General features: G+C 70.5%; 27 protein-coding genes. 17 read left to right on the top strand and 10 right to left on the bottom strand.

What is annotated here, in order from left to right; translation table 11 throughout:
• From E7742_RS10535 to E7742_RS23745, 5 genes are all read right to left on the bottom strand, one after another.
• Positions 1-1,296 carry a sulfate adenylyltransferase subunit 1 gene (locus E7742_RS10535; RefSeq protein ID WP_137798907.1) on the bottom strand — a complete coding sequence of 432 codons (1,296 nt, stop codon included), beginning with the start codon at positions 1,294-1,296 and terminating at the stop codon, positions 1-3.
• A 2-nt stretch (positions 1,297-1,298) separates the two neighbouring features.
• A complete protein-coding gene (gene cysD, locus E7742_RS10530; RefSeq protein WP_137798906.1) occupies positions 1,299-2,237 on the bottom strand; it encodes a sulfate adenylyltransferase subunit CysD in 939 nt (312 codons plus the stop codon).
• The gene (locus E7742_RS10525) at positions 2,234-2,983 is read right to left on the bottom strand and encodes a phosphoadenylyl-sulfate reductase (protein WP_137798905.1); all 750 of its coding nucleotides are present in this window, start codon (positions 2,981-2,983) and stop codon (positions 2,234-2,236) included. Before E7742_RS10525 ends, cysD begins: the two co-directional genes overlap by 4 nt.
• Positions 2,980-4,695: a nitrite/sulfite reductase gene (locus E7742_RS10520; protein WP_137798904.1), complete on the bottom strand. Its 1,716-nt coding sequence runs from the start codon at positions 4,693-4,695 to the stop codon at positions 2,980-2,982. The genes E7742_RS10525 and E7742_RS10520 overlap by 4 nt, the downstream gene beginning before the upstream one ends.
• A 172-nt stretch (positions 4,696-4,867) precedes the next feature.
• Positions 4,868-4,957, bottom strand: a complete 90-nt coding sequence (locus tag E7742_RS23745) for an Ms4527A family Cys-rich leader peptide (protein ID WP_368076962.1) — start codon at positions 4,955-4,957, stop codon at positions 4,868-4,870.
• A 128-nt stretch (positions 4,958-5,085) separates the two neighbouring features.
• Between E7742_RS23745 and hemW the strand changes: the two genes are divergently transcribed.
• Positions 5,086-6,297, top strand: coding sequence for a radical SAM family heme chaperone HemW (gene hemW, locus E7742_RS10515; protein WP_137798903.1), 1,212 nt, complete (start codon positions 5,086-5,088; stop codon positions 6,295-6,297).
• Between the two features lie 25 nt (positions 6,298-6,322).
• On the opposite strand, the gene E7742_RS10510 is transcribed toward hemW, so the two are convergent.
• Positions 6,323-6,631 (bottom strand): type II toxin-antitoxin system VapB family antitoxin, encoded by a 309-nt coding sequence (locus tag E7742_RS10510; protein WP_137798902.1) that lies wholly within the window; start codon positions 6,629-6,631, stop codon positions 6,323-6,325.
• A gap of 254 nt (positions 6,632-6,885) precedes the next feature.
• Here E7742_RS10510 and hrcA point away from each other — a divergent pair, with 254 nt between their 5' ends.
• The 4 genes from hrcA to E7742_RS10490 all read left to right on the top strand — a co-directional run bounded on the left by hrcA (position 6,886) and on the right by E7742_RS10490 (position 10,764).
• Positions 6,886-7,929 carry a heat-inducible transcriptional repressor HrcA gene (hrcA, locus tag E7742_RS10505; RefSeq protein WP_137798901.1) on the top strand — a complete coding sequence of 348 codons (1,044 nt, stop codon included), beginning with the start codon at positions 6,886-6,888 and terminating at the stop codon, positions 7,927-7,929.
• Positions 7,930-8,029: 100 nt separating this feature from the next.
• Positions 8,030-9,181: a molecular chaperone DnaJ gene (dnaJ, locus tag E7742_RS10500; RefSeq protein ID WP_137798900.1), complete on the top strand. Its 1,152-nt coding sequence runs from the start codon at positions 8,030-8,032 to the stop codon at positions 9,179-9,181.
• 18 nt (positions 9,182-9,199) lie between these two features.
• The gene (locus tag E7742_RS10495) at positions 9,200-9,961 is read left to right on the top strand and encodes a 16S rRNA (uracil(1498)-N(3))-methyltransferase (protein WP_137798899.1); all 762 of its coding nucleotides are present in this window, start codon (positions 9,200-9,202) and stop codon (positions 9,959-9,961) included.
• Positions 9,962-10,008: 47 nt separating this feature from the next.
• Positions 10,009-10,764 carry an alpha/beta hydrolase family protein gene (locus E7742_RS10490; RefSeq protein WP_137798898.1) on the top strand — a complete coding sequence of 252 codons (756 nt, stop codon included), beginning with the start codon at positions 10,009-10,011 and terminating at the stop codon, positions 10,762-10,764.
• Here E7742_RS10490 and E7742_RS10485 read toward each other — a convergent pair.
• On the bottom strand, positions 10,755-12,365 hold the full coding sequence (locus E7742_RS10485) for an MFS transporter (RefSeq protein WP_137798897.1): 1,611 nt from the start codon (positions 12,363-12,365) through the stop codon (positions 10,755-10,757). The two genes, E7742_RS10490 and E7742_RS10485, sit on opposite strands and share 10 nt — an antisense overlap.
• 135 nt (positions 12,366-12,500) lie before the next feature.
• Between E7742_RS10485 and E7742_RS10480 the strand changes: the two genes are divergently transcribed.
• From E7742_RS10480 to E7742_RS10440, 9 genes are all read left to right on the top strand, one after another.
• Entirely contained in the window at positions 12,501-13,133 is a 633-nt protein-coding gene (locus E7742_RS10480) for a TetR/AcrR family transcriptional regulator (protein ID WP_137798896.1), read from the top strand.
• 132 nt (positions 13,134-13,265) lie between these two features.
• Positions 13,266-14,357 carry a PhoH family protein gene (locus E7742_RS10475; RefSeq protein WP_137798895.1) on the top strand — a complete coding sequence of 364 codons (1,092 nt, stop codon included), beginning with the start codon at positions 13,266-13,268 and terminating at the stop codon, positions 14,355-14,357.
• Between the two features lie 72 nt (positions 14,358-14,429).
• On the top strand, positions 14,430-14,972 hold the full coding sequence (gene ybeY, locus E7742_RS10470) for an rRNA maturation RNase YbeY (RefSeq protein ID WP_137798894.1): 543 nt from the start codon (positions 14,430-14,432) through the stop codon (positions 14,970-14,972).
• A 24-nt stretch (positions 14,973-14,996) separates the two neighbouring features.
• On the top strand, positions 14,997-16,319 hold the full coding sequence (locus E7742_RS10465) for a hemolysin family protein (protein ID WP_137798893.1): 1,323 nt from the start codon (positions 14,997-14,999) through the stop codon (positions 16,317-16,319).
• Positions 16,320-16,344: 25 nt separating this feature from the next.
• Entirely contained in the window at positions 16,345-17,262 is a 918-nt protein-coding gene (era, locus tag E7742_RS10460) for a GTPase Era (protein WP_137798892.1), read from the top strand.
• A 139-nt stretch (positions 17,263-17,401) separates the two neighbouring features.
• The gene (locus tag E7742_RS10455) at positions 17,402-17,962 is read left to right on the top strand and encodes a DUF6790 family protein (RefSeq protein WP_254699233.1); all 561 of its coding nucleotides are present in this window, start codon (positions 17,402-17,404) and stop codon (positions 17,960-17,962) included.
• The gene (gene recO, locus E7742_RS10450) at positions 17,959-18,774 is read left to right on the top strand and encodes a DNA repair protein RecO (protein ID WP_137798891.1); all 816 of its coding nucleotides are present in this window, start codon (positions 17,959-17,961) and stop codon (positions 18,772-18,774) included. The genes E7742_RS10455 and recO overlap by 4 nt, the downstream gene beginning before the upstream one ends.
• Positions 18,731-19,537 (top strand): isoprenyl transferase, encoded by an 807-nt coding sequence (locus E7742_RS10445; RefSeq protein ID WP_137798890.1) that lies wholly within the window; start codon positions 18,731-18,733, stop codon positions 19,535-19,537. Before recO ends, E7742_RS10445 begins: the two co-directional genes overlap by 44 nt.
• 66 nt (positions 19,538-19,603) lie before the next feature.
• Positions 19,604-19,999, top strand: a complete 396-nt coding sequence (locus tag E7742_RS10440; protein ID WP_137801145.1) for a hypothetical protein — start codon at positions 19,604-19,606, stop codon at positions 19,997-19,999.
• A gap of 4 nt (positions 20,000-20,003) precedes the next feature.
• Here the strand turns inward: E7742_RS10440 and E7742_RS10435 are convergent, their stop codons facing one another.
• Positions 20,004-20,441: a Fur family transcriptional regulator gene (locus tag E7742_RS10435; protein WP_137798889.1), complete on the bottom strand. Its 438-nt coding sequence runs from the start codon at positions 20,439-20,441 to the stop codon at positions 20,004-20,006.
• Positions 20,438-20,794, bottom strand: a complete 357-nt coding sequence (locus tag E7742_RS10430) for an ArsR/SmtB family transcription factor (RefSeq protein WP_254699303.1) — start codon at positions 20,792-20,794, stop codon at positions 20,438-20,440. The genes E7742_RS10435 and E7742_RS10430 overlap by 4 nt, the downstream gene beginning before the upstream one ends.
• Positions 20,795-20,997: 203 nt before the next feature.
• Between E7742_RS10430 and E7742_RS10425 the strand changes: the two genes are divergently transcribed.
• Positions 20,998-22,389: a glycine--tRNA ligase gene (locus E7742_RS10425; protein WP_137801144.1), complete on the top strand. Its 1,392-nt coding sequence runs from the start codon at positions 20,998-21,000 to the stop codon at positions 22,387-22,389.
• Positions 22,390-22,460: 71 nt separating this feature from the next.
• Here the strand turns inward: E7742_RS10425 and E7742_RS10420 are convergent, their stop codons facing one another.
• Positions 22,461-24,515, bottom strand: coding sequence for a TPM domain-containing protein (locus tag E7742_RS10420; protein WP_137798887.1), 2,055 nt, complete (start codon positions 24,513-24,515; stop codon positions 22,461-22,463).
• A gap of 101 nt (positions 24,516-24,616) precedes the next feature.
• Here E7742_RS10420 and E7742_RS10415 point away from each other — a divergent pair, with 101 nt between their 5' ends.
• The gene (locus tag E7742_RS10415; RefSeq protein WP_441346917.1) at positions 24,617-25,279 is read left to right on the top strand and encodes a YdcF family protein; all 663 of its coding nucleotides are present in this window, start codon (positions 24,617-24,619) and stop codon (positions 25,277-25,279) included.
• Positions 25,276-26,565, top strand: coding sequence for a deoxyguanosinetriphosphate triphosphohydrolase (locus tag E7742_RS10410; RefSeq protein ID WP_137798885.1), 1,290 nt, complete (start codon positions 25,276-25,278; stop codon positions 26,563-26,565). Before E7742_RS10415 ends, E7742_RS10410 begins: the two co-directional genes overlap by 4 nt.
• Positions 26,566-26,592: the final 27 nt, after the last annotated feature.

The raw sequence follows: 26,592 nt of genomic DNA, 5'->3' as shown, positions 1-26,592 counted from the left end.
TCAGACCCGCTCACCGAGTTCGACCGCCGCGATGGCGTCGCCGACGAGACCGGCCGCGAGCGTGTTGCCGCCGGCCGGGTCGATCAGCAGGAAGCTGCCCGTGTGGCGGTTGACGGTGTAGTCGTCGGCCACGATCGGCTCCGCGACGCGCACCGAGATCTTGCCGATCTCGTTGAGCTCGAGCGTCTCCGGCGACGCCTCGGACACCAGCTCCTGCTCGTCGAGGCGTTCGACGAGCGCGCCCACGATGGCCTGCGTGGTGCGGGTGCCGTGCTTGAGCAGCAGGCGGGCGCCGGGACGCAGCGGTTTCTCGGCGAGCCAGCACACGGTGGCGTCGAACTGGTCGATCGGCTCCGGCGCGTGCGACGGCGCCGCGATGGTGTCACCGCGGGAGACGTCGACGTCGTCGGCGAGCACCAGCGTGACACTGCGGCCGGCGTGTGCGACGTCGAGTTCGCCGTCGTAGGTGTCGATGCGGGCCACCGTCGTCCGGGTGCCGGACGGCAGGATCACCACTTCGTCGCCCGGGACGACCGAGCCGGCCGCGACCTGACCGGCATAGCCGCGGTAATCGGGGAACTCGGCGGTACGCGGACGGATCACGTACTGCACCGGGAACCGCAGCCCCACTGCGTGCCGGCCCTCACTGTCGCTGTCCACCGGCACCGACTCGAGGTGCTCGATCAGCGTCGGCCCGTCGTAGTACGGGGTCTTGTCCGACGCGACCGCGACGTTGTCGCCGTGCAGCGCCGACACCGGGATCGCGTGGACGTCGGCGTCGTCCCAGCCGAGTGAACCGGTCAACGACCGGAACTCCGCGGAGATGTCGGCGAACACGGCGGCCGGGTCCTCGACCAGGTCGATCTTGTTGACTGCCAACACCAGTCGCGGCACTCCGAGCAGTGCCAGCACCGCGGCATGCTTGCGGGTCTGCGAGATGACACCCTTGCGCGCGTCGACCAGCAGGATCACCAGCTGGGCGGTGGAGGCGCCCGAGACGGTGTTGCGGGTGTACTGCACGTGGCCCGGGGTGTCGGCGAGCACGAACGAACGGCGCGGGGTCGCGAAGTAGCGGTACGCGACGTCGATCGTGATGCCCTGCTCGCGTTCGGCACGGAGGCCGTCGACGAGCAGTGACAGGTCGGGGGTGGACAGACCCTTGTCGACCGACGCGCGCGTGACGGCGTCGATCTGGTCGGCCAGAACGGATTTGGTGTCGTACAGCAGCCGGCCCACCAGGGTGGACTTGCCGTCGTCGACACTGCCCGCGGTGGCGAGTCGTAGCAGGTCGCTCATGATCAGAAGTAGCCCTCTCGCTTGCGGTCTTCCATGGCCGCTTCGGAAACTCGATCGTCACCGCGGGTCGCGCCGCGCTCGGTCAGTCGGGACGCCGCGACCTCGGCCAGGATGGCCTCGTTGTCGGCGGCGTCGGACAGGATGGCGCCGGTGGTGGAGCCGTCGCCGACGGTGCGGTAGCGCACCGACCGCACCTCGAGCTCCTCGCCCTCGGCCGGGCCGCCCCACACGCCCGGAGTCATCCACATGCCGTCCCGGCGGTAGACCGGACGCTGGTGCGCGTAGTAGATGCTGGCCAGTTCGACGTTGTCGCGGGCGATGTAGCGCCAGATGTCGAGCTCGGTGAAGTTGCTGAGCGGGAACACTCGCACGTGCTCACCCGGTGCGTGCCGGCCGTTGTACAGGTTCCACAGCTCGGGACGCTGACGCTTGGGATCCCACTGACCGAAGGCGTTGCGCAGCGAGAAGATCCGCTCCTTGGCGCGGGAGCGCTCCTCGTCGCGGCGGCCGCCGCCGAAGACCGCGTCGAAGCGGTTCTCGGAGATCGCGTCCAGCAGCGGGACCGTCTGCAGCGGGTTCCGGATGCCGTCGGGGCGCTCGGTGAGCCGGCCGTCGGCGAGGTAGTCCTCGACCTTGGCGACGTGCAGGCGCAGGTTGTACTTCGCGACGACGTGGTCGCGGAAGTCGAGCACCTCCTGCAGGTTGTGGCCGGTGTCGACGTGCAGCAGCGCGAACGGCAGCGGGGCGGGCCAGAACGCCTTGATCGCCAGGTGCAGCAGCACCGTCGAGTCCTTGCCGCCCGAGAACAGGATGACGGGCCGCTCGAACTCGCCGGCCACCTCCCGGAAGACGTGGACGGCCTCGGACTCGAGGGCGTCGAGCGTGTCGAACTTGTTGCCGTCGAGCTGAAGTCGCGGCTCGGAAACGATGTCGATTGTCATGACTGGTGCAACCCGCATTCTGTCTTGGCCGAACCGGCCCACCGACCGCTGCGCGGATCGGCGCCGGGGAGTGGTTTGACGGTGCATGGAGCGCACCCGATGGACGGATATCCCTCGTCGACGAGCGGGTTCACCAGGATCGAATGCTCGTCGATGTACGCCTGCATGTCGTCGTCCGACCAGGCCGCGATGGGATTGATCTTCACCAGTCCGAACGCCTCGTCGAACGAGACGAGGGGAGCGTTCGCCCGGGTGGGGGCCTCGACCCGGCGGATGCCGGTGACCCACGCCCGGTAGTTCTTCAGCGTCGCCTTGAGCGGCGCCACCTTGCGCAGCGCGCAGCAGCGGTTGGGCTCGCGGGCGAAGAGGTCCTTGCCCTCGATGGAGTCCTGCTCGGCCACCGAGGCCGCGGCCTGCGCGTTGATGACGTTGACGCCGTACACCTGCTCCACCGCGTCGCGCGTGCCGATGGTCTCGGGGAAGTGGTAGCCGGTGTCGAGAAAAAGCACTGGCACAGCACTCGATTTGCGGACCTGCGCGGCAAGGTGAACCAGGACGCCGTCCTGCATGTTCGACGCCACGATGTAGCTGTCGCGATACCCCGTCGCTTCGCTCGCCCCGGCCCCGAACGTGTCCTCCGTCCACTGCAGCAGTTCCCGCGCGGACGCGCCGTCCAGCTCCGCTGCGCCCCGCGCGGCCAGTGCCCGGAGCTCGTCCTGGGTCGCCGTCGCCAGATCGACCGTCATCGCAAATCCCCCTCGTCTGCTCGAACTGCCCACTGTGCGAAGCGTTCACCCTCGTTGCGGTGCTTCACGAAGTTGCGCACCACCCGGTCGATGTAGTCGCCGAGTTCGGCGCTGGTCACCTTGTGCTGGCGCAGCTTCCGGCCGAACGCGCTGTCGAGGCCCAGGCTGCCGCCCAGGTGGACCTGGAATCCCTCGATCTGGTTGCCCTCGCCGTCGTCGACCAGCTGGCCCTTGAACCCGATGTCGGCGATCTGGGAGCGGCCGCACGAATTGGGGCAGCCGTTGATGTTGATCGTGATCGGGACGTCCAGCTGCGCGTTGATGTCCGCGAGCCGCTCCTCGAGTTCGGGAGCGAGGACCTGCGAGCGCTTGCGGGTCTCCACGAACGACAGCTTGCAGAACTCGATACCGCTGCACGCCAGCAGGTTCCGCCGCCAGTGCGACGGCCGGGCGTGCAGGCCGAGCGGCTGTAGTTCGGCGATCAGGTCCTCGACCTTGTCGTCGGGCACGTCGAGCACGATCAGCTTCTGGTACGGCGTGAAGCGGATACGGTCGGAGCCGACCGCCTCCGCCGCGGCGGCGACCTTGGTCAGGATGGTGCCCGACACCCGGCCGGCGATGGGGGAGAACCCGATCGCGTTGAGGCCGTTGCGCAGCTTCTGCACGCCGATGTGGTCGATGGGGCGCTCCGGCTTCGCCGGCGCGGGGCCGTCGATCAGTTTGCGCTTCAGGTATTCGGTTTCGAGAACTTCCCGGAACTTCTCGATACCCCAGTCCTTGATCAGGAACTTCAGCCGCGCCTTCGCGCGCAGCCGGCGGTAGCCGTAGTCACGGAAGATCGAGACCACGGCCTCCCACACGTCCGGAACCTCGTCCAGCGGCACCCACACGCCGACGCGTTGCGCGAGCATCGGATTGGTGGACAGACCGCCGCCGACCCACAGATCCAGGCCGGGACCGTGCTCGGGATGCTCCACGCCGACGAACGCGACGTCGTTGATCTCGTGGACGACGTCTTGCTGCCCGGAGATGGCCGTCTTGAACTTGCGCGGCAGGTTCGAGTACTGCGGATCGCCGATGTAGCGACGCACGATCTCGTCGATCGCCGGGGTGGGGTCGAGCACCTCGTCCAGCGACTCGCCGGCCAGCGGTGAGCCGAGCACGACGCGGGGGCAGTCGCCGCACGCCTCGGTGGTCTTCAGTCCGACGGCTTCGAGTCGCTGCCAGATGGCGGGCACGTTCTCGATCTCGATCCAGTGGTACTGGACGTTCTGGCGGTCCGAGAGATCGGCGGTGTCGCGGGCGAACTCGGTCGACAGTTCGCCGATGGTCCGCAACTGCCGGGCGCTCAGCGCACCGGCGTCGCAGCGGACGCGCATCATGAAGTACTCCGCCTCGAGTAGGTCGAGGTTCTCGTCGCCGGTGAAGGTGCCGTCGTAACCCTCTTCACGCTGCGTGTACAGCCCCCACCAGCGCATCCGTCCCCGCAGGTCGGCCTTGTCGATGCTGGCGAAACCCTGCTTGGAGTAGATGTCCTCGATGCGGGCGCGGACGTTGAGGGGGTTGTCGTCCTTCTTGATCTGCTCGTTCGCGTTGAGCGGCTCGCGGTAACCGAGGGCCCACTGCCCCTCGGAGACGCGCTTCTTGGGACGTGCCGTGCGCGCAGCCGCAGGCGGGCTGGCCACGGAATCGGCGTCGGTGGTCGACGTCATTGGTGCTCCTGAACTTCGTGACTCTCACGGTGCACCGGGCGAAGACAAGGAAGAGGAGGGCTGTTCCTCGCGGGATCGTCTTCGGCCGGCCGGGACAAGCGGGCTGAAACGGGGGAGACGAACGCAGGCGAGCGCCAAAGGCCCACTCAGGGCCGGAGAACGCCGTGCCGCGTTACACGCCGCAAGGCAGACAACAACAGCTGCAGACACGCTTGAGGTCGACGTGGCGCCTGGCCACCAATCGCACCCCGGTGTCTGTCATGCGGGCCATTCTGCCATGGGATTTCGCCTGCGTGGACCACCGGGGAGATATTTCCCCGAAAATCGCGGGAAATCTCCTGATCGACGCCGGATCGTGGCGCGGAATCGGGCGGCTGGAACACTGGAGACGTGAGTGGATCCACCGTCTCGACCCCGGCCGCCGAAGCGGCACCCTTCGAGCTGCCCGACTCGGCGCTGGCCGGGGTGGGGGCACGCCCCTTCGGCATCTACGTGCACGTCCCGTTCTGCGCGACGCGGTGCGGGTACTGCGACTTCAACACCTACACCGCCGGGGAACTGGGCACGTCCGCGTCACCACAGTCCTGGCTCGAGGCGCTGAAGCGCGAGCTCGCGACGGCAGCCCGGATCACCGGTGCGCCGAGAGCGGACACGGTGTTCGTCGGCGGCGGTACGCCGTCGCTCCTGGGCGGCGACGGCCTCGGTGCGGTGCTGGGCGCGGTGCGGGACAGCTTCGGGCTCGCCGACGGCGCGGAGGTGACCACCGAGTCCAACCCCGAGTCCACGTCCCCGGAGTTCTTCACGACGCTGCGGGACGCCGGGTTCACCCGGATCTCGCTCGGCATGCAGTCCGCCGCCGAGCACGTCCTGCGGATTCTCGACCGCACGCACACTCCCGGCCGCGCGGTCGCGGCGGCGCGGGAAGCGCGCGCCGCCGGGTTCGACCACGTCAACCTGGACCTCATCTACGGCACCCCGGGCGAGACCGACCGGGATCTCGACGCCTCGCTGGACGCGGTGCTGACCGCCGGCGTCGACCACGTCTCGGCGTACGCGTTGATCGTCGAGGACGGGACGGCGCTCGCCCGGAAGGTGCGCCGCGGTGAACTCCCGGCGCCCGACGACGACGTGCTGGCGTCGCGTTACGAGCGGATCGACGCGCGACTCGCCGACGCCGGCCTGCGCTGGTACGAGGTGTCGAACTGGGCGGCCGCCGATCCGGGCGCCCGCTGCCGCCACAACCTCGGATACTGGGACGGCGGCGACTGGTGGGGCGCCGGCCCGGGCGCACACAGCCACGTCGGCGGGGTCCGGTGGTGGAACGTCAAGCACCCGGCCCGCTACGCGGACCGGCTGGCGGCCGGCGAGCTGCCGGTGGGCGGCAGCGAGAGGCTCACCGCCGAGGACGTCCACGTCGAGCGCGTCCTGCTCACCGTGCGACTGCGGACCGGGCTGCCGCTGGCGGAACTGCACGAGAGCGAACGCGTCGCGGCCGAGCGGGTGGTGGCGGACGGGCTGGCGGTCGTCGACGCCGACCACCTGGTGCTCACCGACCGTGGCCGGCTGCTCGCCGACGGTGTCGTCCGCGACATCCTGGACTGATTCCGACCCGGCCGTCGAGCGGGAGCTACACGGTCTCGCCGCCGTCGAAGTCGTAGACCCGGGCGTGCAGCACCACCCGGTTGCGCAACGCGGACCGGACGGCGTGGTGGACGCCGTCCTCGAGGTAGATCATGCCCTGCCACAGCACCGCGTGCGGGAAGAGGTCGCCGTAGAAGGTCGAGTCCTCCGACAACAGCCGGTCGAGTTCGAGCACTTTCGTGGTGGTCACGATCTCGTCCAGGCGGACCTGGCGCGGAGGGATCTGGGACCAGTCCCGCAGTGTCAATCCGTGGTCGGGGTACGGCTTGCCGTCCCGGACGCCCTTGAAGATCATCTGTCGTTCCCGCCGTGTTCCTCGTCGTGTCTCGTGAGCGGTCGGCCCGCGTGCCGGCCCGGCGACAACCCTACGGTCGCTCCGCTCGTGGGGCCGGTAACGAAGGCGCGGTGCGGGCTGCGCCGAGGAAAAACGGCTCGGCCATTAGACTTGGCGGCGAGGTGGACGCCGCGCGAGCGGCGTCCCGCGTCCGGGGGTGTCCACGACAACTTCCGGTCTCCGTGGCGAAGTGGGCGAAGTGGAGGTGTGTAGCGGTGTCGAGTACGGAGGAACGGCGGTTCGAGGTACTCCGCGCGATCGTCGCCGACTACGTGGCCACGCAGGAGCCGATCGGTTCGAAGGCCCTGGTGGAACGGCACAACCTGGGCGTGTCGAGCGCGACCATCCGCAACGACATGGCCGTCCTCGAGGCCGAGGGCTACATCACGCAGCCGCACACCAGCTCGGGCCGGGTGCCGACCGACAAGGGCTACCGGCAGTTCGTCGACCGGATCGCGGACGTCAAGCCGCTGTCGGCGGCCGAGCGTCGGGCGATCCTCCAGTTCCTCGAGTCCGGTGTCGACCTCGACGACGTGCTGCGGCGCGGGGTCCGGCTGTTGGCGCAGCTCACCCGGCAGGTCGCGATCGTGCAGTACCCGACCCTGTCGGCGTCGTCGGTGCGGCACCTCGAGGTGGTGGCACTCACCCCGGCTCGGCTTCTGCTGGTGCTGATCACCGACTCCGGGCGGGTCGATCAGCGGATCGTCGAACTCGGTGACGTCGTCGACGACGAGGGGCTCTCGCGGTTGCGGTCGCTGCTCGGCGGCGCGCTCGAGGGCAAGCGGCTCGCCGCGGCGTCGATCGCGGTCTCCGAGCTCGCGGAGGACGCGCCGGAGTCGATCCGCGACGCGGTGGTGCGGTCGGCGACCGTGCTGGTGGAGACGCTGGTCGAACATCCCGAGGACCGGCTGGTCCTCGGCGGCACCGCCAACCTCACCCGCAACGCCGCGGACTTCTCGACGCAGGCCGGGGTCCCCGGTTCGCTGCGGTCGGTCCTCGAGGCGCTCGAGGAGCAGGTGGTGGTCCTCAAGCTGCTCGCCGCGACGCAGGATGCCGGCCGGGTCACCGTCCGGATCGGCGAGGAGACTCAGGTCGAGGAGATGCGGGGTACGTCGGTGATCTCCACCGGCTACGGCGCCGCCGGCACCATCTTCGGTGGTGTGGGTGTCCTCGGGCCCACCCGAATGGACTATCCGGGAACAATTGCCTCGGTGGCCGCCGTTGCCAGGTACATCGGCGAGGTTCTCGGCGAGAGATGACGCGCGGCCGGCAGGCATCGGACGGCGGACCGGTTCGGTCCGCTGACGCAACTGTCCACCGCATGGTGCGAACGAAGTAGAGAAGGACGAGATACCCAAAGTGGCACGGGATTACTACGGCACGCTCGGCGTCGGACAGAAGGCGACCGACCAGGAGATCAAGCGCGCATACCGCAAGCTGGCGCGGGAGCTGCATCCCGACGTAAACCCCGACGAGGCGGCGCAGGCCCGGTTCCGTGAGGTCTCCACGGCGTACGAGGTGCTGTCGGACCCCGAGAAGCGGCGCATCGTCGACCTCGGCGGCGACCCGCTGGAATCCGGCGGCGGCGGTGCCGGCGGCGGCTTCTCCGGCGCCGGTTTCGGCGGTCTCGGCGACGTGTTCGAGGCGTTCTTCGGTGGCGGGGCCGGCGGGTCCCGCGGCCCCAAGGGCCGCGTGCAGCCGGGCGCCGATTCGCTGCTGCGCACCAAACTGACGCTCGCCGAGTGCGCCACCGGCGTCACCAAGACGATCACCGTGGACACCGCGATCCTGTGCGACGGCTGCGCCGGCGCCGGCACCCACGGCGACTCGCAGCCGATCCGCTGCGAGACGTGCGGCGGCGCCGGTGAGGTGCAGTCGGTCCAGCGCTCGTTCCTCGGTCAGGTGATGACCTCGCGTCCGTGTCCGACGTGCCGCGGAGCCGGCGAGACCATCCCCGACCCGTGCCACAAGTGCGGGGGCGACGGCCGCGTCCGCGCGCGCCGCGACATCAACGTCAAGGTGCCGGCGGGCGTGTCGAGCGGCATGCGGATCCGGCTCGCCTCCCAGGGTGAGGTCGGTCCCGGTGGCGGCCCCGCCGGCGACCTGTACGTCGAGATCATCGAGCAGCCGCACGACACGTTCGTGCGCGACGGCGACGACCTGCACTGCACCATCCGGGTCCCGATGGTCGACGCCGCCCTCGGCACGACCGTCACGCTCGAGACCATCATCGACGGCCCCACCGAAATCACCGTCGACCCGGGCACGCAGCCCGGATCGGTGTCGGTCCTGCGTGGCCACGGCATGCCGAAGCTGCGCTCGACCGTCCGCGGCGACCTGCACGCCCACCTCGAGGTGGTCGTCCCGACCCGCCTCGACGGCAAGCAGAGCAAGCTGCTGCAGGACTTCAAGAACCACCGCGACCGCGACCACGCGGAGGTCGTGTCGTCCGGCTCGCAGAACTCCGGCGGACTGTTCTCGCGGCTGCGCGACGCCTTCAGCGGCCGCTGACCGGCGCCGGGCACACAGATGGCCGCGACCGTCTTCTACCTCGATCCGCTGCCCGACGTCGGGCAGGTTGCGGTGCTCGACGGCCCCGAGGGCCGGCACGCCGCGACGGTGCGTCGCATCAAGGCCGGTGAGCGCCTGCTGCTCGCCGACGGCCGTGGTGGCGTCGCCGACGCGACGGTGACCGCCGCCGCGAAGGACCGGCTCGACCTCGAGGTCACCGCGCGCCGCGACCAGCGGCCCTCGGCGCCGACGGTGACGCTGGTGCAGGCGCTGCCCAAGGCGGAACGTTCCGAACTCGCCGTCGAACTCGCGACGGAGGCGGGTGTCGACGCTGTGGTGCCGTGGCAGTCGGCGCGGTGCGTCGCCCGGTGGGAGGGCGCCAAGATCGGTAAGGGCGTGACCCGCTGGCGCAACGCGGCGCTCGCGGCCGCCAAGCAGTCGCGGCGTGCGTTCGTCCCGGAGGTCGCCGAACTGCACCACACGGCCCAGGTTCTCGAGCTCGTTCGCGACGTCGTCGCCCGCGGCGGCGTCGTGGCGGTGCTGCACGAGTCGGCGACGTCGCCGTTGGCCTCGCTGCCGCTGCGGGACGCGCCCGAGGTGGTGCTGGTCGTCGGCCCCGAGGGCGGGCTGTCCGACGACGAGGTGTCGGGCCTGACCGGCGCCGGCGCCACCGCGGTGCTGTTGGGCCCCACCGTGTTGCGCACCTCCACCGCGGGGGCGGTGGCGCTGGGCGCGATCGGGGTGCTCACCGACCGGTGGTCCTCGGCGCCGCTGGACTGAGGCACGGCGGCGCAGCCGCCCACCCGACCGACAGAGGAGTGACGAGCTTGCCCAGGACCCGCATCGAGTACGGCCCCGAACCGCAGCAGTTCGGTCACTTCTACGCACCGGACGGAAGCGTCGAGGGCCCGGTACCGGTCGTCATGGTGATCCACGGCGGCTTCTGGAGCGGGCAGTACCACCTCAATCTCGGGACCGCGTTCTCGGTCGAGCTGGCCCGCAGCGGGGCCGCGGTCTGGAACGTCGAGTACCGCCGGATCGGCGCGGGCGGACGGTGGCCCGAGATGTCGGCCGACGTCGTCTCGGCGCTCGACGCGGTCGCCGGGCCCGTCGCAGCCGCCTCACCGGTGCCGCTGGACCTCGGTCGGGTCCGCATCGTCGGCCACTCGGCGGGCGGCCAGCTCGCGGTGTGGCTTGCCGGACAACGCGATACCGTGATCCGCCCCGAGCTGGTCGTGTCCCAGGCGGGCGCGCTGGACCTGGCGTCGCCGGGTGAGCGTGGCCGGCGCGTGAGCTACATCGAGGACCTCTTCGGCGTCCCGTTCGACCACGATCCGGATCTCTACCGGTCGGCGTCGCCCCAGCACCGGGTGCCGATCGGTGTGCCCGTCGCCGTGCTCCACGGCACCGAGGACGTGCAGGTCCCGGCGAAGATCGCGTCCCGGTACCGCGACGCGGCACACGCGGCGGGGGATTCGGTGGAGCTGCATCTGGTCGAGGGTGAGGACCATTTCGCGTTCCTCGACCCGAACACCCGGAGCTGGAAGATCTCCCGCGAGCTGTTGCTGGGCGCTCAGTCCTGACCCACGGTGGTGCGGCTCGGCAGGATCGCCGCCACCACCACCGCGCCGACCGCGAGCGCGAGCCCGCCCACGAGGCTGGCACGGGAGATCGCGTCCGTGAACGCGACCGTCGCGGCATCCATCAGCGGCTGTGCCTGCGCGGCGCCGAGCGGGTTCTTCGCCAGCTCGCCGGCGACGATCACGGCGCCACCGACCGACTCGCCCGACGCCTGCAGGCCCTGCGCCACCAGATCCGCCTGTGGGCCGGTGAGTTTCGGGACCGGCAGTGCGGCCAGGAAGCCCGCGATGCCGTCCTTGTACGCCGCGGCGAGGACGGAGCCGAGGATCGCGATACCGAGCGAGCCGCCGAGTTCGATCGCGGTGTCGTTGAGGCCACCCGCCGCGCCCAGGTCCTTGTCCGGGAAGCTGCCCATGATGGCGTCGGTCGCGGGGGAGACCGCCAGCCCCACACCGACACCGAGCAGGACGAGGGTGGGCACGAAGTCGAGATAGCCGGAGGCCGCGTCGATCCGGACGAGCACCAGGACACCCGCCGCTGCGACCAGCATGCCGCCCGCGACGATCGACCGGGTGCCCACGCGCGGGGCCAACCGGGCACTGGCCGCGGCGCCCACCGACACCGCGGCCGCGAGCGGCAGCAGGCGGACGCCGGTGTCGAGCGGGCCGAAACCGAGCACGAACTGGAACTGCTGGGCGATGAAGAACATCGCACCGAACGCCGCCAGGAACACGAGCAGCACCGCGAGCGCCGCGCCGCCGACGGCGCGCTCACCGAGTTTGCGCACGTTCAGCAGCGGCTGCGGATGACGCAGTTCCCAGGCGAGGAATGCCGCCAGCCCGACCGCGGAGGCGGCCGCTGTGGTGAGAGCCGTTGCACCCCAGCCGAAGTGGAATCCGTCGATGATCGCGAAGACGAGGCCGCCGATCGTCACCACCGACAGCAGCCCGCCGAACCAGTCGACGCGGCCCAGCCCGTGGGCCCTCGACGGGGGCACCAGCACGAGGGCCGCCACGATCGCGCACGCCGCGATCGGGACGTTGATGAGGAAGGTGGAGTGCCACGAGTGGTTCTCGAGCAGCCAGCCGGCCAGCAGCGGGCCCAGAGCGATCGCGAGACCGGAGGTGGCCGCCCACGCCGCGATCGCGCGAGCCCGCTCGGCGGCCGGGAAGGTCGCGACCAGGAGGGACAACGTCGCGGGCATGATGATCGCGGCGCCGACGCCCATGACCATCCGTGCCCCGATCACCGCCGTCGTGCCGTCGGCCAGACTGCCGAACACCGCGCCGCCGCCGAAGACGACAAGACCCGCGAACAGTGCCCCGCGCCGGCTGTACTTGTCGCCCAGGACGCCGAACAGCAACATCAACGCGGCGTACGGGACGGTGTAGCCGTCGATGACCCATTGCAGGTCCGCACTCGACAGCTGCAGGTCCCGGGTCATGTCCGGCGCCGCGACGATGAGCGCCGTGTTCGCCATGACGACGATCAGCAGGCTCAGGCACAGTACGGCCAGTGCCGCCCAGCGGCGCGGGTACGGCCGGTCCATGCGGTCGACGGGGGTGCGTGCCACCCCCGGCAACTGCGACAGCGTGATCGTCATCGACATCCCCTCCCGCGTCCCGGCGGCGCTCCACCGGAGAACTTGCACACTGATGTGCAAGCTAGTTTCCTGCACACCGGTGTGCAATACGGTCGTGGTGCACATCACACCGACGCTTCGGGGGAGGATGTGCCGGTGACCCCCGAGACCTCCCCGCCGCTCCGGTCCCAGGCGCGCGCCAACCGCGCCCGCATCCTCGAGGCGGCCATCGCGGCGTTCGCGGCCGACCCGGACGCGAGCATGGACGACGTCGCCCGGGCCGCCGGGGTGGTGCGGCGCACGGTCTATTCGCACTTCCCCAACCGGGAGGTGCTCATCGAGGGGCTGGTGAGCGAGGCGTCCACCGCCATCACCGAGACGCTGGCGTCCGGCCCGCCGGCGCCGGACGCGCCCGAACTCGCGGTCGCCGTCCTGGGCCTGCGGACGTGGCCCGTCGGCGACCGGTTCCGGATCCTGCTGTCGTTCGCTCGACGCGAGCTGGGCGAGGAGCGGATCCACGACCTGCTCGAACCGCTCCGCGCCACCAGCATCGACAACGTCGAGCGCGGGCAGCGCACGGGCGTGTTCTCGAACTATCTGCCCGCCGAACTCCTGGTCGCAATGTACGAGGGCATGACGCTGACGCTCCTCGAGCATGCGAACCGCGGCGTGATCGTCGACCGCGGGGAGACGTTCGCCACTGCCGCCCTCGTCCTGCTCGGCATCCACCCCGACCGCGCCGCCGAGGTGGTGGCGGAGGCGGCGCGGTGGATGCGCGAGCCGCAGTGAACCGGACGGTGGGTACGTCCGGTAACTCGCTGGGCGGTCCGGGCGTCGGGCGCTAGACTTTGGACACGGCGGCAACGTCTCGCGCCGCCCCCCGTGAACCCCTCGGACCTGGAAGTAGGCCATAGCCAACACGTGAGTGAACAAGTCGAGAACGGCTCGCCGCGCTACGGCGGCGCCCCGCAGAATCCTGCACAGCCCGCCCAGCGCACCGTGCGCTCGAGCATGGAGCTCCCGCCCGAGGTGGCGCCGCCACTGCTCGGGTCGTCCGACGAGAACCTGACGGCGCTGGAGAAGGCGCTCGACGCCGACATCCACGTCCGCGGAAACGCCGTCACGCTGACGGGCACCCCGGCCGACGTGGCCCTCGCCGAGCGAGTGCTCGAACAGCTCACCGCGCTGGTCCGGCGGAACCAGCCGATCACCCCCGACGCGGTGCGCCGCACGGTCGGCATGCTCACGCAGGGGCTGTCGGAGTCGCCGGCCGACGTGCTGAGCCTCGACATCCTCTCGCGCCGCGGCAAGACGATCCGTCCCAAGACGCTCAACCAGAAGCGGTACGTCGACGCGATCGACGACAACACCATCGTGTTCGGGGTGGGCCCGGCCGGTACGGGCAAGACGTACCTGGCGATGGCGAAGGCCGTGCAGGCGCTGCAGACCAAGCAGGTGACGCGGATCATCCTGACCCGTCCGGCGGTGGAGGCGGGGGAGCGGCTGGGCTTCCTGCCGGGCACGCTGCACGAGAAGATCGACCCGTACCTGCGCCCGCTGCACGACGCGCTGCACGACATGATGGACCCCGAGGCCATCCCGAAGCTGATGCAGGCGGGCGTGATCGAGGTCGCACCGCTGGCCTACATGCGCGGCCGCACGCTCAACGACGCGTTCATCATCCTCGACGAGGCGCAGAACACCACGGCCGAGCAGATGAAGATGTTCCTCACCCGCCTCGGTTTCGGATCCAAGATCGTCGTCACCGGTGACATCACGCAGGTGGACCTGCCCGGCGGCGCCCGCTCGGGTCTGCGGGCCGCCACCGAGATCCTCGACGACATCGACGGCATCCATTTCGCGGTCCTCGACAGCAGTGACGTCGTGCGGCACCGGCTGGTCTCCGACATCGTCGACGCGTACGACCGGTTCGAGGCGTCGCGGTCCGGCGAGGTCCAGCTGGGCAACCGTGCGCAGCGACGAGCGGTCCAGTCGCGTTCGCACCGGCGGTAGGGTTGTGCCCGCCCACAGTTACTGCACGACCCTGGCCGCGCGCCGGCGGCGACCGACGAAAGAGCGACGTACATGAGCATCGAGATCTCTAACGAGTCGGGGATGGAAGTCTCCGACGAGGACCTGATCAGCGTCGCTCGCTTCGTGATCGCCCGCATGGACGTTCACCCCGCGGCCGAGCTGTCGATGGTGTTGGTGGACTCGTCGACCATGGCCGACCTGCACATGCGTTGGATGGATCTGCCCGGGCCCACCGACGTCATGTCGTTCCCGATGGACGAGCTCGAGCCCGGCGGTCGGCCGGACGCCCCCGAACCCGGTCCCTCGATGCTCGGTGACATCGTGCTGTGCCCGTCCTTCGCCGCCGATCAGGCCCAGAAGGCGGGACATTCCCTCGACCACGAGCTGGCCCTGCTCACCGTCCACGGCGTTCTGCACCTCCTCGGCTACGACCATGCCGAGCCGGAGGAGGAGAAGGAGATGTTCGGCCTGCAGAACCAGTTGCTCGCCGACTGGTACGAGGATCTGCGACGCGCCGAGCGCGAGGCCGAACTGGCGGCGCGCGACGCGCGCCTTCTCGGTAAGGCCGGATTTGTCGATGGTTCCCAGCAGTGACATCCGGCCGGCGGTGAGCGTCCGGTGAGCGACGCCGTCGTCCTGATCGTTCTCGCCGTCGTCCTCGTCCCGCTCGGCGGCCTGTTCGCGGCACTCGACTCGGCCCTCAACACGCTCTCGCCGGCCCGGCTCGAGGAGATGGCGAAGGACGAGCGTCCCGGCGCCCCGCGGCTGCTGCGGATCGTCGAGGATCGCCCCCGGTACGTCAATCTCATGGTGCTGCTGCGCATCCTGTGCGAGATCGCCGCGGCGGTCCTGCTCGCCGGCGCGCTCATCGACCTCGTCGGACCGGTGTGGGGCGCGGTCGTCACGATCGCCGTGATGGTGCTCGTCGACTACGTCGCGATCGGGGTCGGTCCGCGCACGCTGGGCCGGCAGCACGCGTATCCGCTCGCTTTGGCGAGCGCGATGCCCCTGGTCGCGCTGGGCGCCCTGCTCAGCCCCGTGAGCCGGCTGCTGATCCTGGTCGGCAACGCGCTCACGCCGGGCCGCGGTTTCCGGGCCGGCCCGTTCGCGTCCGAGATCGAGCTGCGGGAGCTGGTCGATCTGGCGCAGGAGCGCGGCGTGGTCGCCGACGAGGAACGCCGGATGATCCAGTCGGTGTTCGAGCTGGGCGACACCACGGCCCGCGAGGTCATGGTGCCGCGCCCCGAGATGGTGTGGATCGAAGCCGACAAGTCCGCCGGCCAGGCGACGTCGCTCGCGGTGCGCAGCGGCCACTCCCGGATCCCCGTCATCGGCGAGAACGTCGACGACGTGTTGGGCGTGGTCTACCTCAAGGACCTCGTGCAGCAGACCTACTACTCGTCCGACGGCGGCCGGAGCGTCACGGTGTCGCAGGTGATGCGCCCGGCGGTGTTCGTGCCCGACTCGAAGCCGCTCGACAGTCTGCTCGCCGAGATGCAGCGCGACCGCAACCACATGGCCGTGCTGGTCGACGAGTACGGCGGCATCGCCGGGCTCGTCACGATCGAGGACGTGATCGAGGAGATCGTCGGCGAGATCGCCGACGAGTACGACACCGACGAGACCCCGCCCGTCGAGGATCTCGGCGACGGCTCGTTCCGGGTCTCGGCGCGGCTGCCGGTCGAGGACCTCGGCGAGCTGTTCGACATCGAGATCGACAACGACGAGGTGGAAACCGTGGGCGGGCTGCTCGGGTACGAGCTCGGCCGGGTGCCGTTGCCGGGCTCGGAGGTCGAGACCGCCGGGCTGCGGCTGCGCGGTGAGGGCGGCGCCGACGTGCGGGGCCGGGTGCGGATCAGCACCGTGTACGTCGAGCGGGTCCCCCGCGTGGACGCGGATGCCGACGAAGAGACCGAAGACCGAAGTGTGAACCAGGAGTGACAACGAGCGTGAGCGAGAGATGACAGTGACCGACAACGAATTCCGTTCCGGCTTCGTCTGTTTCGTCGGACGGCCCAACACGGGCAAGTCGACGCTGACGAACGCGCTGGTGGGGGAGAAGATCGCGATCACGTCGTCGCGTCCGCAGACCACCCGGCACACGATCCGTGGCATCGTCCACCGCGACTTCGCGCAGCTGATCCTCGTCGACACCCCGGGCCTGCACCGCCCGCGGACGCTCCTCGGTCAGCGGCTCAACGACCTCGTGCGCGACACGTACTCCGAGGTCGACGTCATCTGCCTGTGCATCCCCGCGGACGAGAAGATCGGGCCGGGCGACCGCTGGATCCTCGACCAGGTGCGGCAGATGGCGCCCAAGACCAAGCTCGTCGGGCTGGTCACCAAGATCGACAAGGTGAGCAAGGACGCACTCGTCGGGCAGCTCATGGCGGTCTCGAAGCTCCTGGGCCCCGACGCCGAGGTGATCCCGGTGTCGGCGGTCTCCGGTGAGCAGGTGGAGCTGCTGGTGAAGGTCCTGGCCGGCCTGATGGAGCCGGGGCCGGCGTTCTACCCCGACGGTGAGCTCACCGACGAGCCCGAGGAGACGCTCATGGCCGAGCTGATCCGCGAGGCCGCGCTCGAGGGGCTGGGCGACGAGCTTCCGCACTCCCTGGCGGTGGTCATCGAGGAGGTGCGCGAGCGCGAGGATCGCACCGAGAAGCAGGGTGAGATGCTCGACGTCCACGCGCTGCTGTACGTCGAGCGCCCCAGCCAGAAGGGCATCGTGATCGGCAAGGGCGGCGCCCGGCTGCGCGAGGTGGGCACGGTGGCGCGCAAGCAGATCGAGAAGCTCCTCGGCGTGAAGATCTACCTGGATCTGCACGTCAAGGTGGCCAAGGACTGGCAGCGCGACCCCAAGCAGCTCGGTCGTCTGGGGTTCTAGGACTCCGTCCCGCGCCCGGTCCGTGCCGCTCCTCCCGTCCGGGGGAGCGGCACGGTCGTTTCCGGGGTGGGAGCCCGATGGCGCGTGCGACGATCGAATCCCGGCACGGACCGGCCTCTCGCGGCGAGAAGGTGATGTCATGGGCTTCTTCCTGATCCAGTGGGGCGTCCTGGTCCTCGGCGGCGCCGCCCACATCGCGGTCGATCGGCACCCGGATCGGCGCACCGCGACGCGGGTCTACGAGCTGATCGCGCTGTGGGCGGTGGTCGGTGGGGGTGCGTGGACGGTCTTCGGGGGAATCGGGCATATCGGACCGACGTCGGACGAGATCGCCGACGGCATCGGGTACACGCAGTCGATGTTCCAATGGGAGGTCGGCTGGGCCGACATCGCGATCGGTGCCGCCGGCATCGCGTGCGCGTGGAAGGCCAACCGCGGCGGGTGGACGAGTGCGGCGGTGTTCGTCCTGCTGGTGTACTTCTGGGGTGACGGGATCGGGCACATCGTGCAGTGGACGGCGCACGACAACACCGAGCCGATGAACGTGTGGGCCATCCCCGCGGACTTCCTGCAGCCGCTGATCGCCGTCGTGTTCCTGGCGCTGTACCGGCGCGGCGCGGCGGGCGCCCACGCGCGGCCCGGCCCGGCCCCGGACGGGCCCCGCGAATCGTCGGTGCGGCGTGGGAGACTGGCTCCGTGAGGTTGTACCGGGACTATGCGGTGGTGCTGCGCCAGCACAAGCTGGGCGAGGCCGACCGCATCGTGACCCTGCTGACCCGGCAGTACGGCCTGGTGCGCGCGGTCGCCAAGGGGGTGCGCCGCACCAAGTCGAAGTTCGGGGCCCGCCTCGAACCGTTCGCGCACATCGACGTGCAGCTGTATCCCGGCCGCAGCCTCGACGTCGTGACCCAGGTGCACACGGTCGACGCGTTCGGTGCCGACATCGTCGACGACTACGGCCGCTACACCACCGCCTGCGCGATCCTCGAGACCGCCGAGCGCCTCGCCGGTGAGGAGAAGGCGCCGGTGCCGCGCCTGCACCGGCTCACCGTCGGCGCGCTGCGCGCGGTGGCGGAACAGGCGCGTCCCGTCGAACTGATCCTCGACGCCTACCTGTTGCGGGCGATGGGCTACGCCGGGTGGGCGCCCGCCCTCACCGACTGCGCGCGCTGCGCCGCGCCCGGCCCGCACCGCGCGTTCCACGTCGCCGCCGGCGGCGCGGTATGCGTGCACTGCCGTCCGCCGGGGTCCGCGACGCCGTCGCCCGGCGTCCTCGACCTCATGGATGCGCTCGCGCACGGCCGGTGGCAGGACACCGAGGCCGCGACCGCTGCCGCGCGCAGCCAGGCCAGCGGGCTGATCGCGGCACACCTGCAGTGGCACCTCGAACGGCAGTTGCGGACCCTGCCGTTGATCGAACGTCACCGACCGCATGCGGCGGTCGGGGCGGGTGAGGCGGTCAGGCAGGATGGGGAGCGTGATTCGACGACGCGAACCTCGAGCTCGGCCTGACCGCGAGATCCGCCCGCCCTTCCCGCACCCGTCGGGAGCCCGACCGCCCATCCTGCAGCCCGAGTTGATTCCCAATCACGTGGCGCTCGTCATGGACGGCAACGGCCGGTGGGCGCAGGACCGCGGACTGCCCCGGACCGCGGGCCACGAGCGCGGCGAGGACGTGCTGATGGACACGGTCGCCGGGTGCATCGAGATCGGCGTGAAGTGGCTCTCCGCGTACGCCTTCTCCACCGAGAACTGGAAGCGCAGCCCCGACGAGGTGAAGTTCCTCATGGGCTTCAACCGCGACGTCATCCGGCGCCGCCGCGACGAGATGCACGCGATGGGGGTGCGGGTCCGCTGGGCGGGTCGCCGACCGCGGCTGTGGCGCAGCGTCATCAAGGAACTCGAGATCGCCGAGGAACTGACCAAGGACAACACCGTCATGACGTTGACGATGTGCGTCAACTACGGCGGTCGCGCCGAGATCGCCGATGCGGCAAAGGAAATCGCGCGTCGCGTGGCAGCCGGGGAGATCGACCCGGAGAAGATCACCGAGGCGAGCTTCGCGAAGTACCTCGACGAGCCGGACATGCCCGACGTCGACCTGTTCCTCCGCCCGTCCGGCGAGCAGCGCACGTCGAACTTCCTCATCTGGCAGTCCGCCTACGCGGAGATGGTGTTCCAGGAGAAGCTGTTTCCCGACTTCGACCGGCGTGACCTGTGGGCGGCCTGCGTCGAGTACGCGTCCCGTGATCGACGCTTTGGCGGCGTCAAATGATTGAGCACAGCGGCGGAGTCAAATGATCGAGCACGGTGGCGGGGTGAAGTACCGGTGAGCGAGGCGATGTCGGCGGCCGAGGCGCTGCAGGAACGGGTGCGGACGGCGCTCGCGGGTTTCGTCGCCGTCACCGCGGACGACGACGGGTCGCTGCGCTTCGAGTACGGCGGCGCTCTGTGCTCACTGCGCGCGGTCACGCTCGCGGACGGGCTCGACGTGCTCTCGCTCACCGGCGTGCTGGCGTGGGACCGGACGCTGAAGCCGACTCTGCACAAGCGGGTGGCGGAGCGGAACGCGCAGGCGCAGTTCGGGGCGATCAGCGTCATCACCCGCGGCAAGCTCGCCGACGTCGTGCTGCGCTACACCTTCCCGGCGACGGGACTGGACGACGCGCCGCTGACCACGATGCTGCTGCTGGTTCTCTCCGGCATCGAGGACGCCCGGCAGGGGCTGCTCGCGTAGGTCGTCACGGCACCTTCGCGCAGTCGCGGCACGTGCCGAAGATCTCGAGGGTGTGGCTGACGTCGGTGAAGCCGTTGTCGTCGGCGATGGTCTGCGACCACTGTTCCACGGCCGGGCCGTCGACCTCGACGGTGAATCCGCAGCCGCGGCACACCAGGTGGTGGTGGTGCCCGGACGAGCAACGACGGTAGACCGATTCGCCGGTGTCGGTGCGGAGCACGTCGACGGTACCGGCGTCCGCCAGTGCCTGCAGGGTGCGGTACACCGTCGTCAGCCCGATGCCTTCGCCGCGCCGGCGGAGCTCGTCGTGCAGTTCCTGGGCGGACCGGAACTCGCTGATCTCGTCGAGCAGCGCGGAGATCGCGCTGCGTTGCTTGGTGGAGCGCACGCCGACGACGGTGGGGGCGCGGCGGCCGGTCGGGTCCGTCACGTTCTCGGTCATGCTTCCTCCGCGTGGGCGATGGCGTCGACGACGATGTGCGCGAGGTGGTCGTCGACGAGCCGGTACATCACTTCGCGTCCGTTCCGTTCGCCCGCCACCACGCCGGCGGTCTTGAGGACCCGCAGGTGCTGACTGATCAGCGGCTGGGTCACCCCGAGGGTGGCGACCAGTTCGTGCACACACCGCTGCGACTCGCGCAGCTGCAGCACGATCGCGATGCGCACGGGTGCGGCCAGCGCACGCAGGATCTCGCCCGCGGCGGCCAGCGTCTCCTTGGCCGGCAGAGGGGCCGGGGTGCCCTCGGAACAGGCGTGGCCGTCCGTTCCGGTCTCGATGTGCCCCGCGTCGGCGATGCTCACGTGCGGCTCCTCACCTGCGATGGACGGGCGTCGGACGGAGCCCGATACACCGCCTTATTGCAAATCAATTCCATTTTGATATGCACGAATATGCATGTCAACCGGGCGCGTGGGACGCCGCCGCGGCTACCGATAGGCTGGACGGGCGAAATCCGCACGTGAACCACGCATCTATTACCCAGATGGAGAGCATCCCAGTGGCACCCAAGTCCAAGATCGATACCGTCGCCAATCTCGCCAAGCGCCGGGGCCTCGTCTACCCATGCGGTGAGATCTACGGCGGTACCAAGTCGGCCTGGGACTACGGTCCGCTCGGCGTGGAACTCAAGGAGAACATCAAGAAGCAGTGGTGGCGCAACATGGTCACCAGCCGCGAGGACGTCGTCGGCCTCGACTCCTCGGTCATCCTGCCCCGCCAGGTGTGGGAGGCCTCCGGGCACGTCGAGGTGTTCACCGACCCGCTCGTCGAGTGCCTCAACTGTCACAAGCGCCACCGCCAGGACCACCTGCAGGAGGCGTACGCCGAGAAGCACAAGCTCGACGACCCGGACGCCGTGCCGATGACCGAGATCGTGTGCCCGGACTGCGGCACCAAGGGCCAGTGGACCGAACCCAAGGCGTTCTCCGGTCTGCTCAAGACCTACCTCGGCCCGGTCGACAGCGAGACCGGCCTGCACTACCTGCGCCCGGAGACCGCGCAGGGCATCTTCGTGAACTTCGCCAACGTGCTCACCACGTCGCGCAAGAAGCCGCCGTTCGGCATCGGCCAGATCGGCAAGAGCTTCCGCAACGAGATCACGCCCGGCAACTTCATCTTCCGCACCCGCGAGTTCGAGCAGATGGAGATGGAGTTCTTCGTCAAGCCGGGTGAGGACGAGGAGTGGCACCAGTACTGGATCGACTACCGCATGGACTGGTACACGGGTCTGGGCATCAACAAGGACAACCTGCGCCTGTTCGAGCACGCTCAGGAGAAGCTGTCGCACTACTCCAAGCGCACCGTCGACATCGAGTACCGCTTCCAGTTCCAGGGCAGCGAGTGGGGCGAGCTCGAGGGCGTCGCCAACCGCACCGACTACGACCTGGCGACGCACGCCAAGGCGTCGGGCACCGACCTGAGCTACTTCGACCAGACGTCGGGTGAGCGCTACACGCCGTACGTCATCGAGCCCGCGGCCGGGCTGACCCGCTCGCTGATGGCGTTCCTGGTCGACGCGTACACCGAGGACGAGGCGCCCAACGCCAAGGGCGGCGTCGACAAGCGCACGGTGCTGCGCCTGGACCGTCGCCTCGCGCCGGTCAAGGCCGCGGTGCTCCCGCTGAGCCGCAACGCCGACCTCTCGCCCAAGGCGAAGGATCTCGCGTCGGCGCTGCGTCAGCACTGGAACATCGAGTTCGACGACGCCGGCGCGATCGGCCGCCGCTACCGTCGCCAGGACGAGATCGGCACGCCGTTCTGCATCACGGTCGACTTCGACACCCTCGAGGACCAGGCCGTGACGATCCGCGAGCGCGACACCATGGCGCAGGAGCGCGTCGCCCTCGACCAGGTGGAGGGCTACCTCGCCCAGCGTCTGATCGGCGCCTGAATTCCCAGCCGAATGTCACATGCGTTCAGTTCGACTGAACGCATGTGACATTCGGCGTTTCGGGGGGTGTTCTAGAAGCGGCCGCCGCCGCCGCGGCCGATCCGGCCCGAACTGCTGGGGCCGCCGAACGATCCGGGGCCCGGTCCGCCCCAGCCGCCGCCCCCGCGGCCACCCCAGCTGCCGCCGCGGCCGCCGAACCCGCCGCGCAGTATGCTGTCGATGAGGATGCCGCCGAGGATGGCGCCGGCCGCGTTGCCGCCGCCGCCCGAGACGCCACCGGTCGGTGGGCGCTGGTCGTCCCGGTAGCGGTTGACGTCGGCCTGCGCGGACCAGAGCGCGCGGGAGGCGAGTTCGGTCGCGGAGCGGGCGTGCTGCAGTGCCGTCGACGGGTCCGCGTCGGCGAGTTGCTGCGCCGTCCCGAGATGTCGCTGGGCCTCCGACAGTCGGGTGCGGGCCTCGGCCCCGACGGCGCCGCGCCGCGTGGAGATGAAGTCGGCGGCGGCGCTCACTTGGGACTTCGCCGCCGTGAGGTCCTGGTCCAGGCGCGCTCGCGCCCGCTCGGCCTGTCGGGTCGCCTCCTGCGCCTGCGCCAGGACGGCGTCGAGCCGGGCATCGGCCTCGACGATCTTGGTGAAGCTGCCCAGCGGATCGGTGTCCGCTGCGGCCCGCGCGTGCTGCAGCGCGGCCTCCGCGGCGGCCTTCGCTTCCGCGAGCTGCGGTCCGCCCTTCGCGGCGAACGCGTCCGCGGCCGTGATGCCCTCCTGCACGTCCGCCATCGCCGCCGGCAGGGTCGCGATCGCGTGCCGGATGTCGGTGTCGGCGCGGTCGACGGCGTCGAGCAGCTGACGGGCCTGGTCGAGCGCCCCCTCGGCGGCGCGGATCGCGATCACCGCCGGCCCCTGCTTGCCGGCCGGCAGCGCCACCGCCTCGCGTCCGGCCTCGATGTTCTCCTCCGCGAACGTGATTCGCTCGCGTGCCATGCGTGGGTTGTCGCGCACGGTCGCCAGCGCCGAGGCGGGAAACCGGTCGTCGAGGGCGGCGAGCGTGGTCTCGGCGGCCGGTACCCGGACCGTGAGGGCGACGACGGCCTGGGTGAGGGCGTCGAGCCGGGCCGGGGCGTCGAGAAGCAGGTCGCGCATCGAGTCGAACTCCGTGACACGGGCATTGAGTTCCCGGTCGGCGCGCTCGCAGGTCGTGACGAGCTCGACCAGCATCTGCCGCTGCTGCTCGGGCGTCTCGGGGATGTCGTCGTCGAGACGCTGCCGGATCGTGAACGCGGACGCCAGCGTGGCGCGGGCCTTGTCGAACGCCGCGGTGAACGGCGCGGTCGCGTCGGGGCCGAATTCGCCGACCGCCAGCGCGAGTTCCTCCTCGCTGGTGCGGATCGCGTTGTCCATCTCGACGAGCGCATCCTCGGCGAGCGCGTCGAGGGCGGGCACGGGCAGCGCCGCGAGCGCGGTGGCGTCGGTGGGGTCGACCTGTCGGGCGGCGGCCACGGACTGCTCGAGTTGCCGGGTCCGCTTGCGGCGCGAGTAGACGATCAGGCCGACGCCCGCGACGGCGACCACGCCGACGCCGACCCCGAGAACCTTCCACGACGTGTGCGACGGGGACATCGCATCACCGAGCCCGCCGGCCGCGGCGATCGCGGCTCCGGCCCAATCCTGCTCGCGCAGGGCGGGTTGCACCGAACCGTCGTTGATCGACCGGATCTCGGAGTCGGTGATCTCCGACAGTGCCTGGGGGACGTCGAGCTGGAAGTCCCGGTCCGTCGTCGCCACCGCGAGCAGTGCGTCCTTGTTGCCGAGATCGCTGGCGGCGGCGGTCCGCTCGGCCCATGCCTCGCGGGACAGCCCGTCGAAGTCGGCGACGTAGACCACCCACAGCGACACCCGATGTTCGTCGTAGAGGGTGTCGAGTGCGTTCTGCACGTCGGACCGCTGTCCCGGATCGAGAACCCCGGACAGGTCGGTGATGTGATCGGGCAACCGCACCGGCGCCTCGGCCGACGCGGTGGGGGACAGCGTGAGTGTCAGCAGCGCGAGGAAGACGCCGACGGCCGCGAGGGCCGACGTGCGGCGCGGAGCACCGCGGCGGGAGAGCGGACGCGACTGGGCCTGGACCATGAGACGAATCTATCGGGTGTGGCGCGTCGCCATCGGCGGCCGCCGGAGCCGACTGGCAGAATCGGGGAGTGAATTCCGCGCCCAGCTACGACCCGCCGGAGGTGTCTCCGCCGCCCGCCCCGCGCCGCTCCCTCGGCGCCACGGTGGGGCGTTGGGTCACCCGCCTCGTCGTCGGGGCCGTTCTCATGGGAATCGTGCTCGTCGGTGGCACGGCCGTCCGGGTGTGGCAGGTGGCGCGCATCGACGACACCACCGCCGCGGACGCGATCGTCGTGCTGGGGGCGGCGCAGTACGACGGCACCCCGTCCTCGGTGTTCGAGTCGCGTTTGGAACAGGCGCGCCGACTGTACGAGCAGGGGGTGGCGTCCACCATCGTCACCGTCGGCGGCAAGCAGGACGGTGACGAGTACACCGAGGCGGCGTCGGGCCGGAACTTCCTGATCGACCAGGGCGTGCCCGGCGCGGCGATCGTCGCGGTCGAGGAAGGCTCGGACACGCTGTTGAGCGTCGAGGCGGTCAGCCGCGAGATGCACAACCGCGGCCTGCACTCGGCGGTCCTGGTCAGCGATCCGTGGCATTCGCTGCGCACCCGCACGATGGCGCGGGACGCGGGCCTCGACGCGTGGACCGCCCCCACCCGGCAGGGCCCCGCGGTGATCACCCGGGAATCACAGCTGCACGGAATCACCCGGGAGACAGGCGCTCTGCTGTGGTATCAGCTGACCCACTTCTCGTCGGACTTCCAGTACACGGCGGGCCAGTGACCGATCCCGCCGAACGCGCGGTCTACACCGCGCACGATCTGGAACGGCGCGTGCCGGAGGCGCCCAAGACGGCCGGGCTCGTGCCCGCCGCGGAGGCGTCGCAGCACCGCTCGGCGTTCGCGCGCGACCGGGCCCGTGTGCAGCACTCTGCCGCGCTGCGTCGTCTCGCCGACAAGACGCAGGTGGTCGGTCCGCGCGACGGCGACACCCCGCGTACCCGGTTGACGCACTCGATCGAGGTCGCCCAGATCGGCCGCGGCATCGCGGACGGGCTGGGCCTGGACCCGGACCTCGTGGACCTCGCCGGGCTGGCCCACGACATCGGGCACCCGCCGTACGGCCACAACGGGGAGCGGGCCCTCGACGAGGTGGCCGCGACGTGCGGCGGCTTCGAGGGCAACGCACAGAACCTGCGCATCCTCACCAGCCTCGAGCCCAAGATCCTCGACCCGGAGGGCCGCAGTGTCGGGCTCAACCTGACGCGCGCGTCGCTCGACGCGGCCGTCAAGTACCCGTGGACGCGGCCCACGCCGGGCGCGAAGTTCGGCGCCTACGACGACGACGCCGACGTGCTCGCATGGGTGCGGGACGGCGCACCGGCGGGGCGCAAGTGTCTGGAAGCGCAGGTGATGGACTGGGCGGACGACGTCGCGTACTCGGTGCACGACGTCGAGGACGGGGTGATCGCCGGCCGCATCGACCTGCGGGTGCTGGGGGACGCCGTCGAGGTGCGGGCGCTGGCCGAGCTGGGCGCCTCCCAGTTCCCGGGTCTCGTGGTCGACGAGTTGGGGGAGGCGGCCCAGCGGTTGTCCCGGCTCCCGGTCGTCGCGGCGGTGGGCGACTACGACGGCGCGCTGTCCAGTGCGGTGGCACTGAAGAATCTCACGAGCGAGCTGGTGGGACGGTTCGCGTCCGCCGCGGTCAGCGGGACCCGCGCGGTGACCGGGCCGGGGCCACTGGCGCGGTACCAGGCCGACCTCGAGGTGCCGCCCGTCGTGGCGGCCGAGGTGGCGCTGCTCAAGACGGTGGCCCTGCACTACGTGATGTCCGACGCCGGGCACCGCAACCGGCAGGACCGCCAGCGTGACCGCGTGCACCGGGTGGCCGAGTGGCTGCTGCGGACCGCCCCGGCCGGGTTGGACCCGCTGTTCCTGCCCGCGTGGGAAGCGGCCGGTGACGACGCGGCGCGGATGCGGGTGATCGTCGACCAGATCGCGTCGTGCACCGAGAGCCGGCTCGAGCGGATCGACAAGCAGAGTCTGGGCGCCCAGGCCAGCTGGGGGTAGGCGGCTGCGAAGCGCCTAGACTGTCGT

This window comes from Rhodococcus sp. SGAir0479 (genome assembly GCF_005484805.1).
Classification (GTDB): Bacteria; Actinomycetota; Actinomycetes; order Mycobacteriales; family Mycobacteriaceae; genus Prescottella.
The sequence above is the reverse complement of the archived record's forward strand: the minus strand, read 5'-3'. Positions and strand labels throughout refer to the sequence as shown.

What these genes read in the sequence shown, in the direction of transcription:
- E7742_RS10420 (WP_137798887.1), bottom strand. Translation starts at nt 24,515, where the DNA reads ATGGTCCAGGCCCAGTCGCGTCCGCTCTCCCGCCGCGGTGCTCCGCGC.
- E7742_RS10485 (WP_137798897.1), bottom strand. Translation starts at nt 12,365, where the DNA reads ATGACGATCACGCTGTCGCAGTTGCCGGGGGTGGCACGCACCCCCGTC.
- ybeY (WP_137798894.1), top strand. Translation starts at nt 14,430, where the DNA reads ATGAGCATCGAGATCTCTAACGAGTCGGGGATGGAAGTCTCCGACGAG.
- E7742_RS10525 (WP_137798905.1), bottom strand. Translation starts at nt 2,983, where the DNA reads ATGACGGTCGATCTGGCGACGGCGACCCAGGACGAGCTCCGGGCACTG.
- cysD (WP_137798906.1), bottom strand. Translation starts at nt 2,237, where the DNA reads ATGACAATCGACATCGTTTCCGAGCCGCGACTTCAGCTCGACGGCAAC.
- E7742_RS10440 (WP_137801145.1), top strand. Translation starts at nt 19,604, where the DNA reads ATGTCGGCGGCCGAGGCGCTGCAGGAACGGGTGCGGACGGCGCTCGCG.
- E7742_RS10445 (WP_137798890.1), top strand. Translation starts at nt 18,731, where the DNA reads ATGGGGAGCGTGATTCGACGACGCGAACCTCGAGCTCGGCCTGACCGC.
- E7742_RS10435 (WP_137798889.1), bottom strand. Translation starts at nt 20,441, where the DNA reads ATGACCGAGAACGTGACGGACCCGACCGGCCGCCGCGCCCCCACCGTC.
- E7742_RS10520 (WP_137798904.1), bottom strand. Translation starts at nt 4,695, where the DNA reads ATGACGTCGACCACCGACGCCGATTCCGTGGCCAGCCCGCCTGCGGCT.
- E7742_RS10535 (WP_137798907.1), bottom strand. Translation starts at nt 1,296, where the DNA reads ATGAGCGACCTGCTACGACTCGCCACCGCGGGCAGTGTCGACGACGGC.
- E7742_RS10510 (WP_137798902.1), bottom strand. Translation starts at nt 6,631, where the DNA reads ATGATCTTCAAGGGCGTCCGGGACGGCAAGCCGTACCCCGACCACGGA.
- E7742_RS10495 (WP_137798899.1), top strand. Translation starts at nt 9,200, where the DNA reads ATGGCCGCGACCGTCTTCTACCTCGATCCGCTGCCCGACGTCGGGCAG.
- E7742_RS23745 (WP_368076962.1), bottom strand. Translation starts at nt 4,957, where the DNA reads ATGACAGACACCGGGGTGCGATTGGTGGCCAGGCGCCACGTCGACCTC.
- E7742_RS10455 (WP_254699233.1), top strand. Translation starts at nt 17,402, where the DNA reads ATGGGCTTCTTCCTGATCCAGTGGGGCGTCCTGGTCCTCGGCGGCGCC.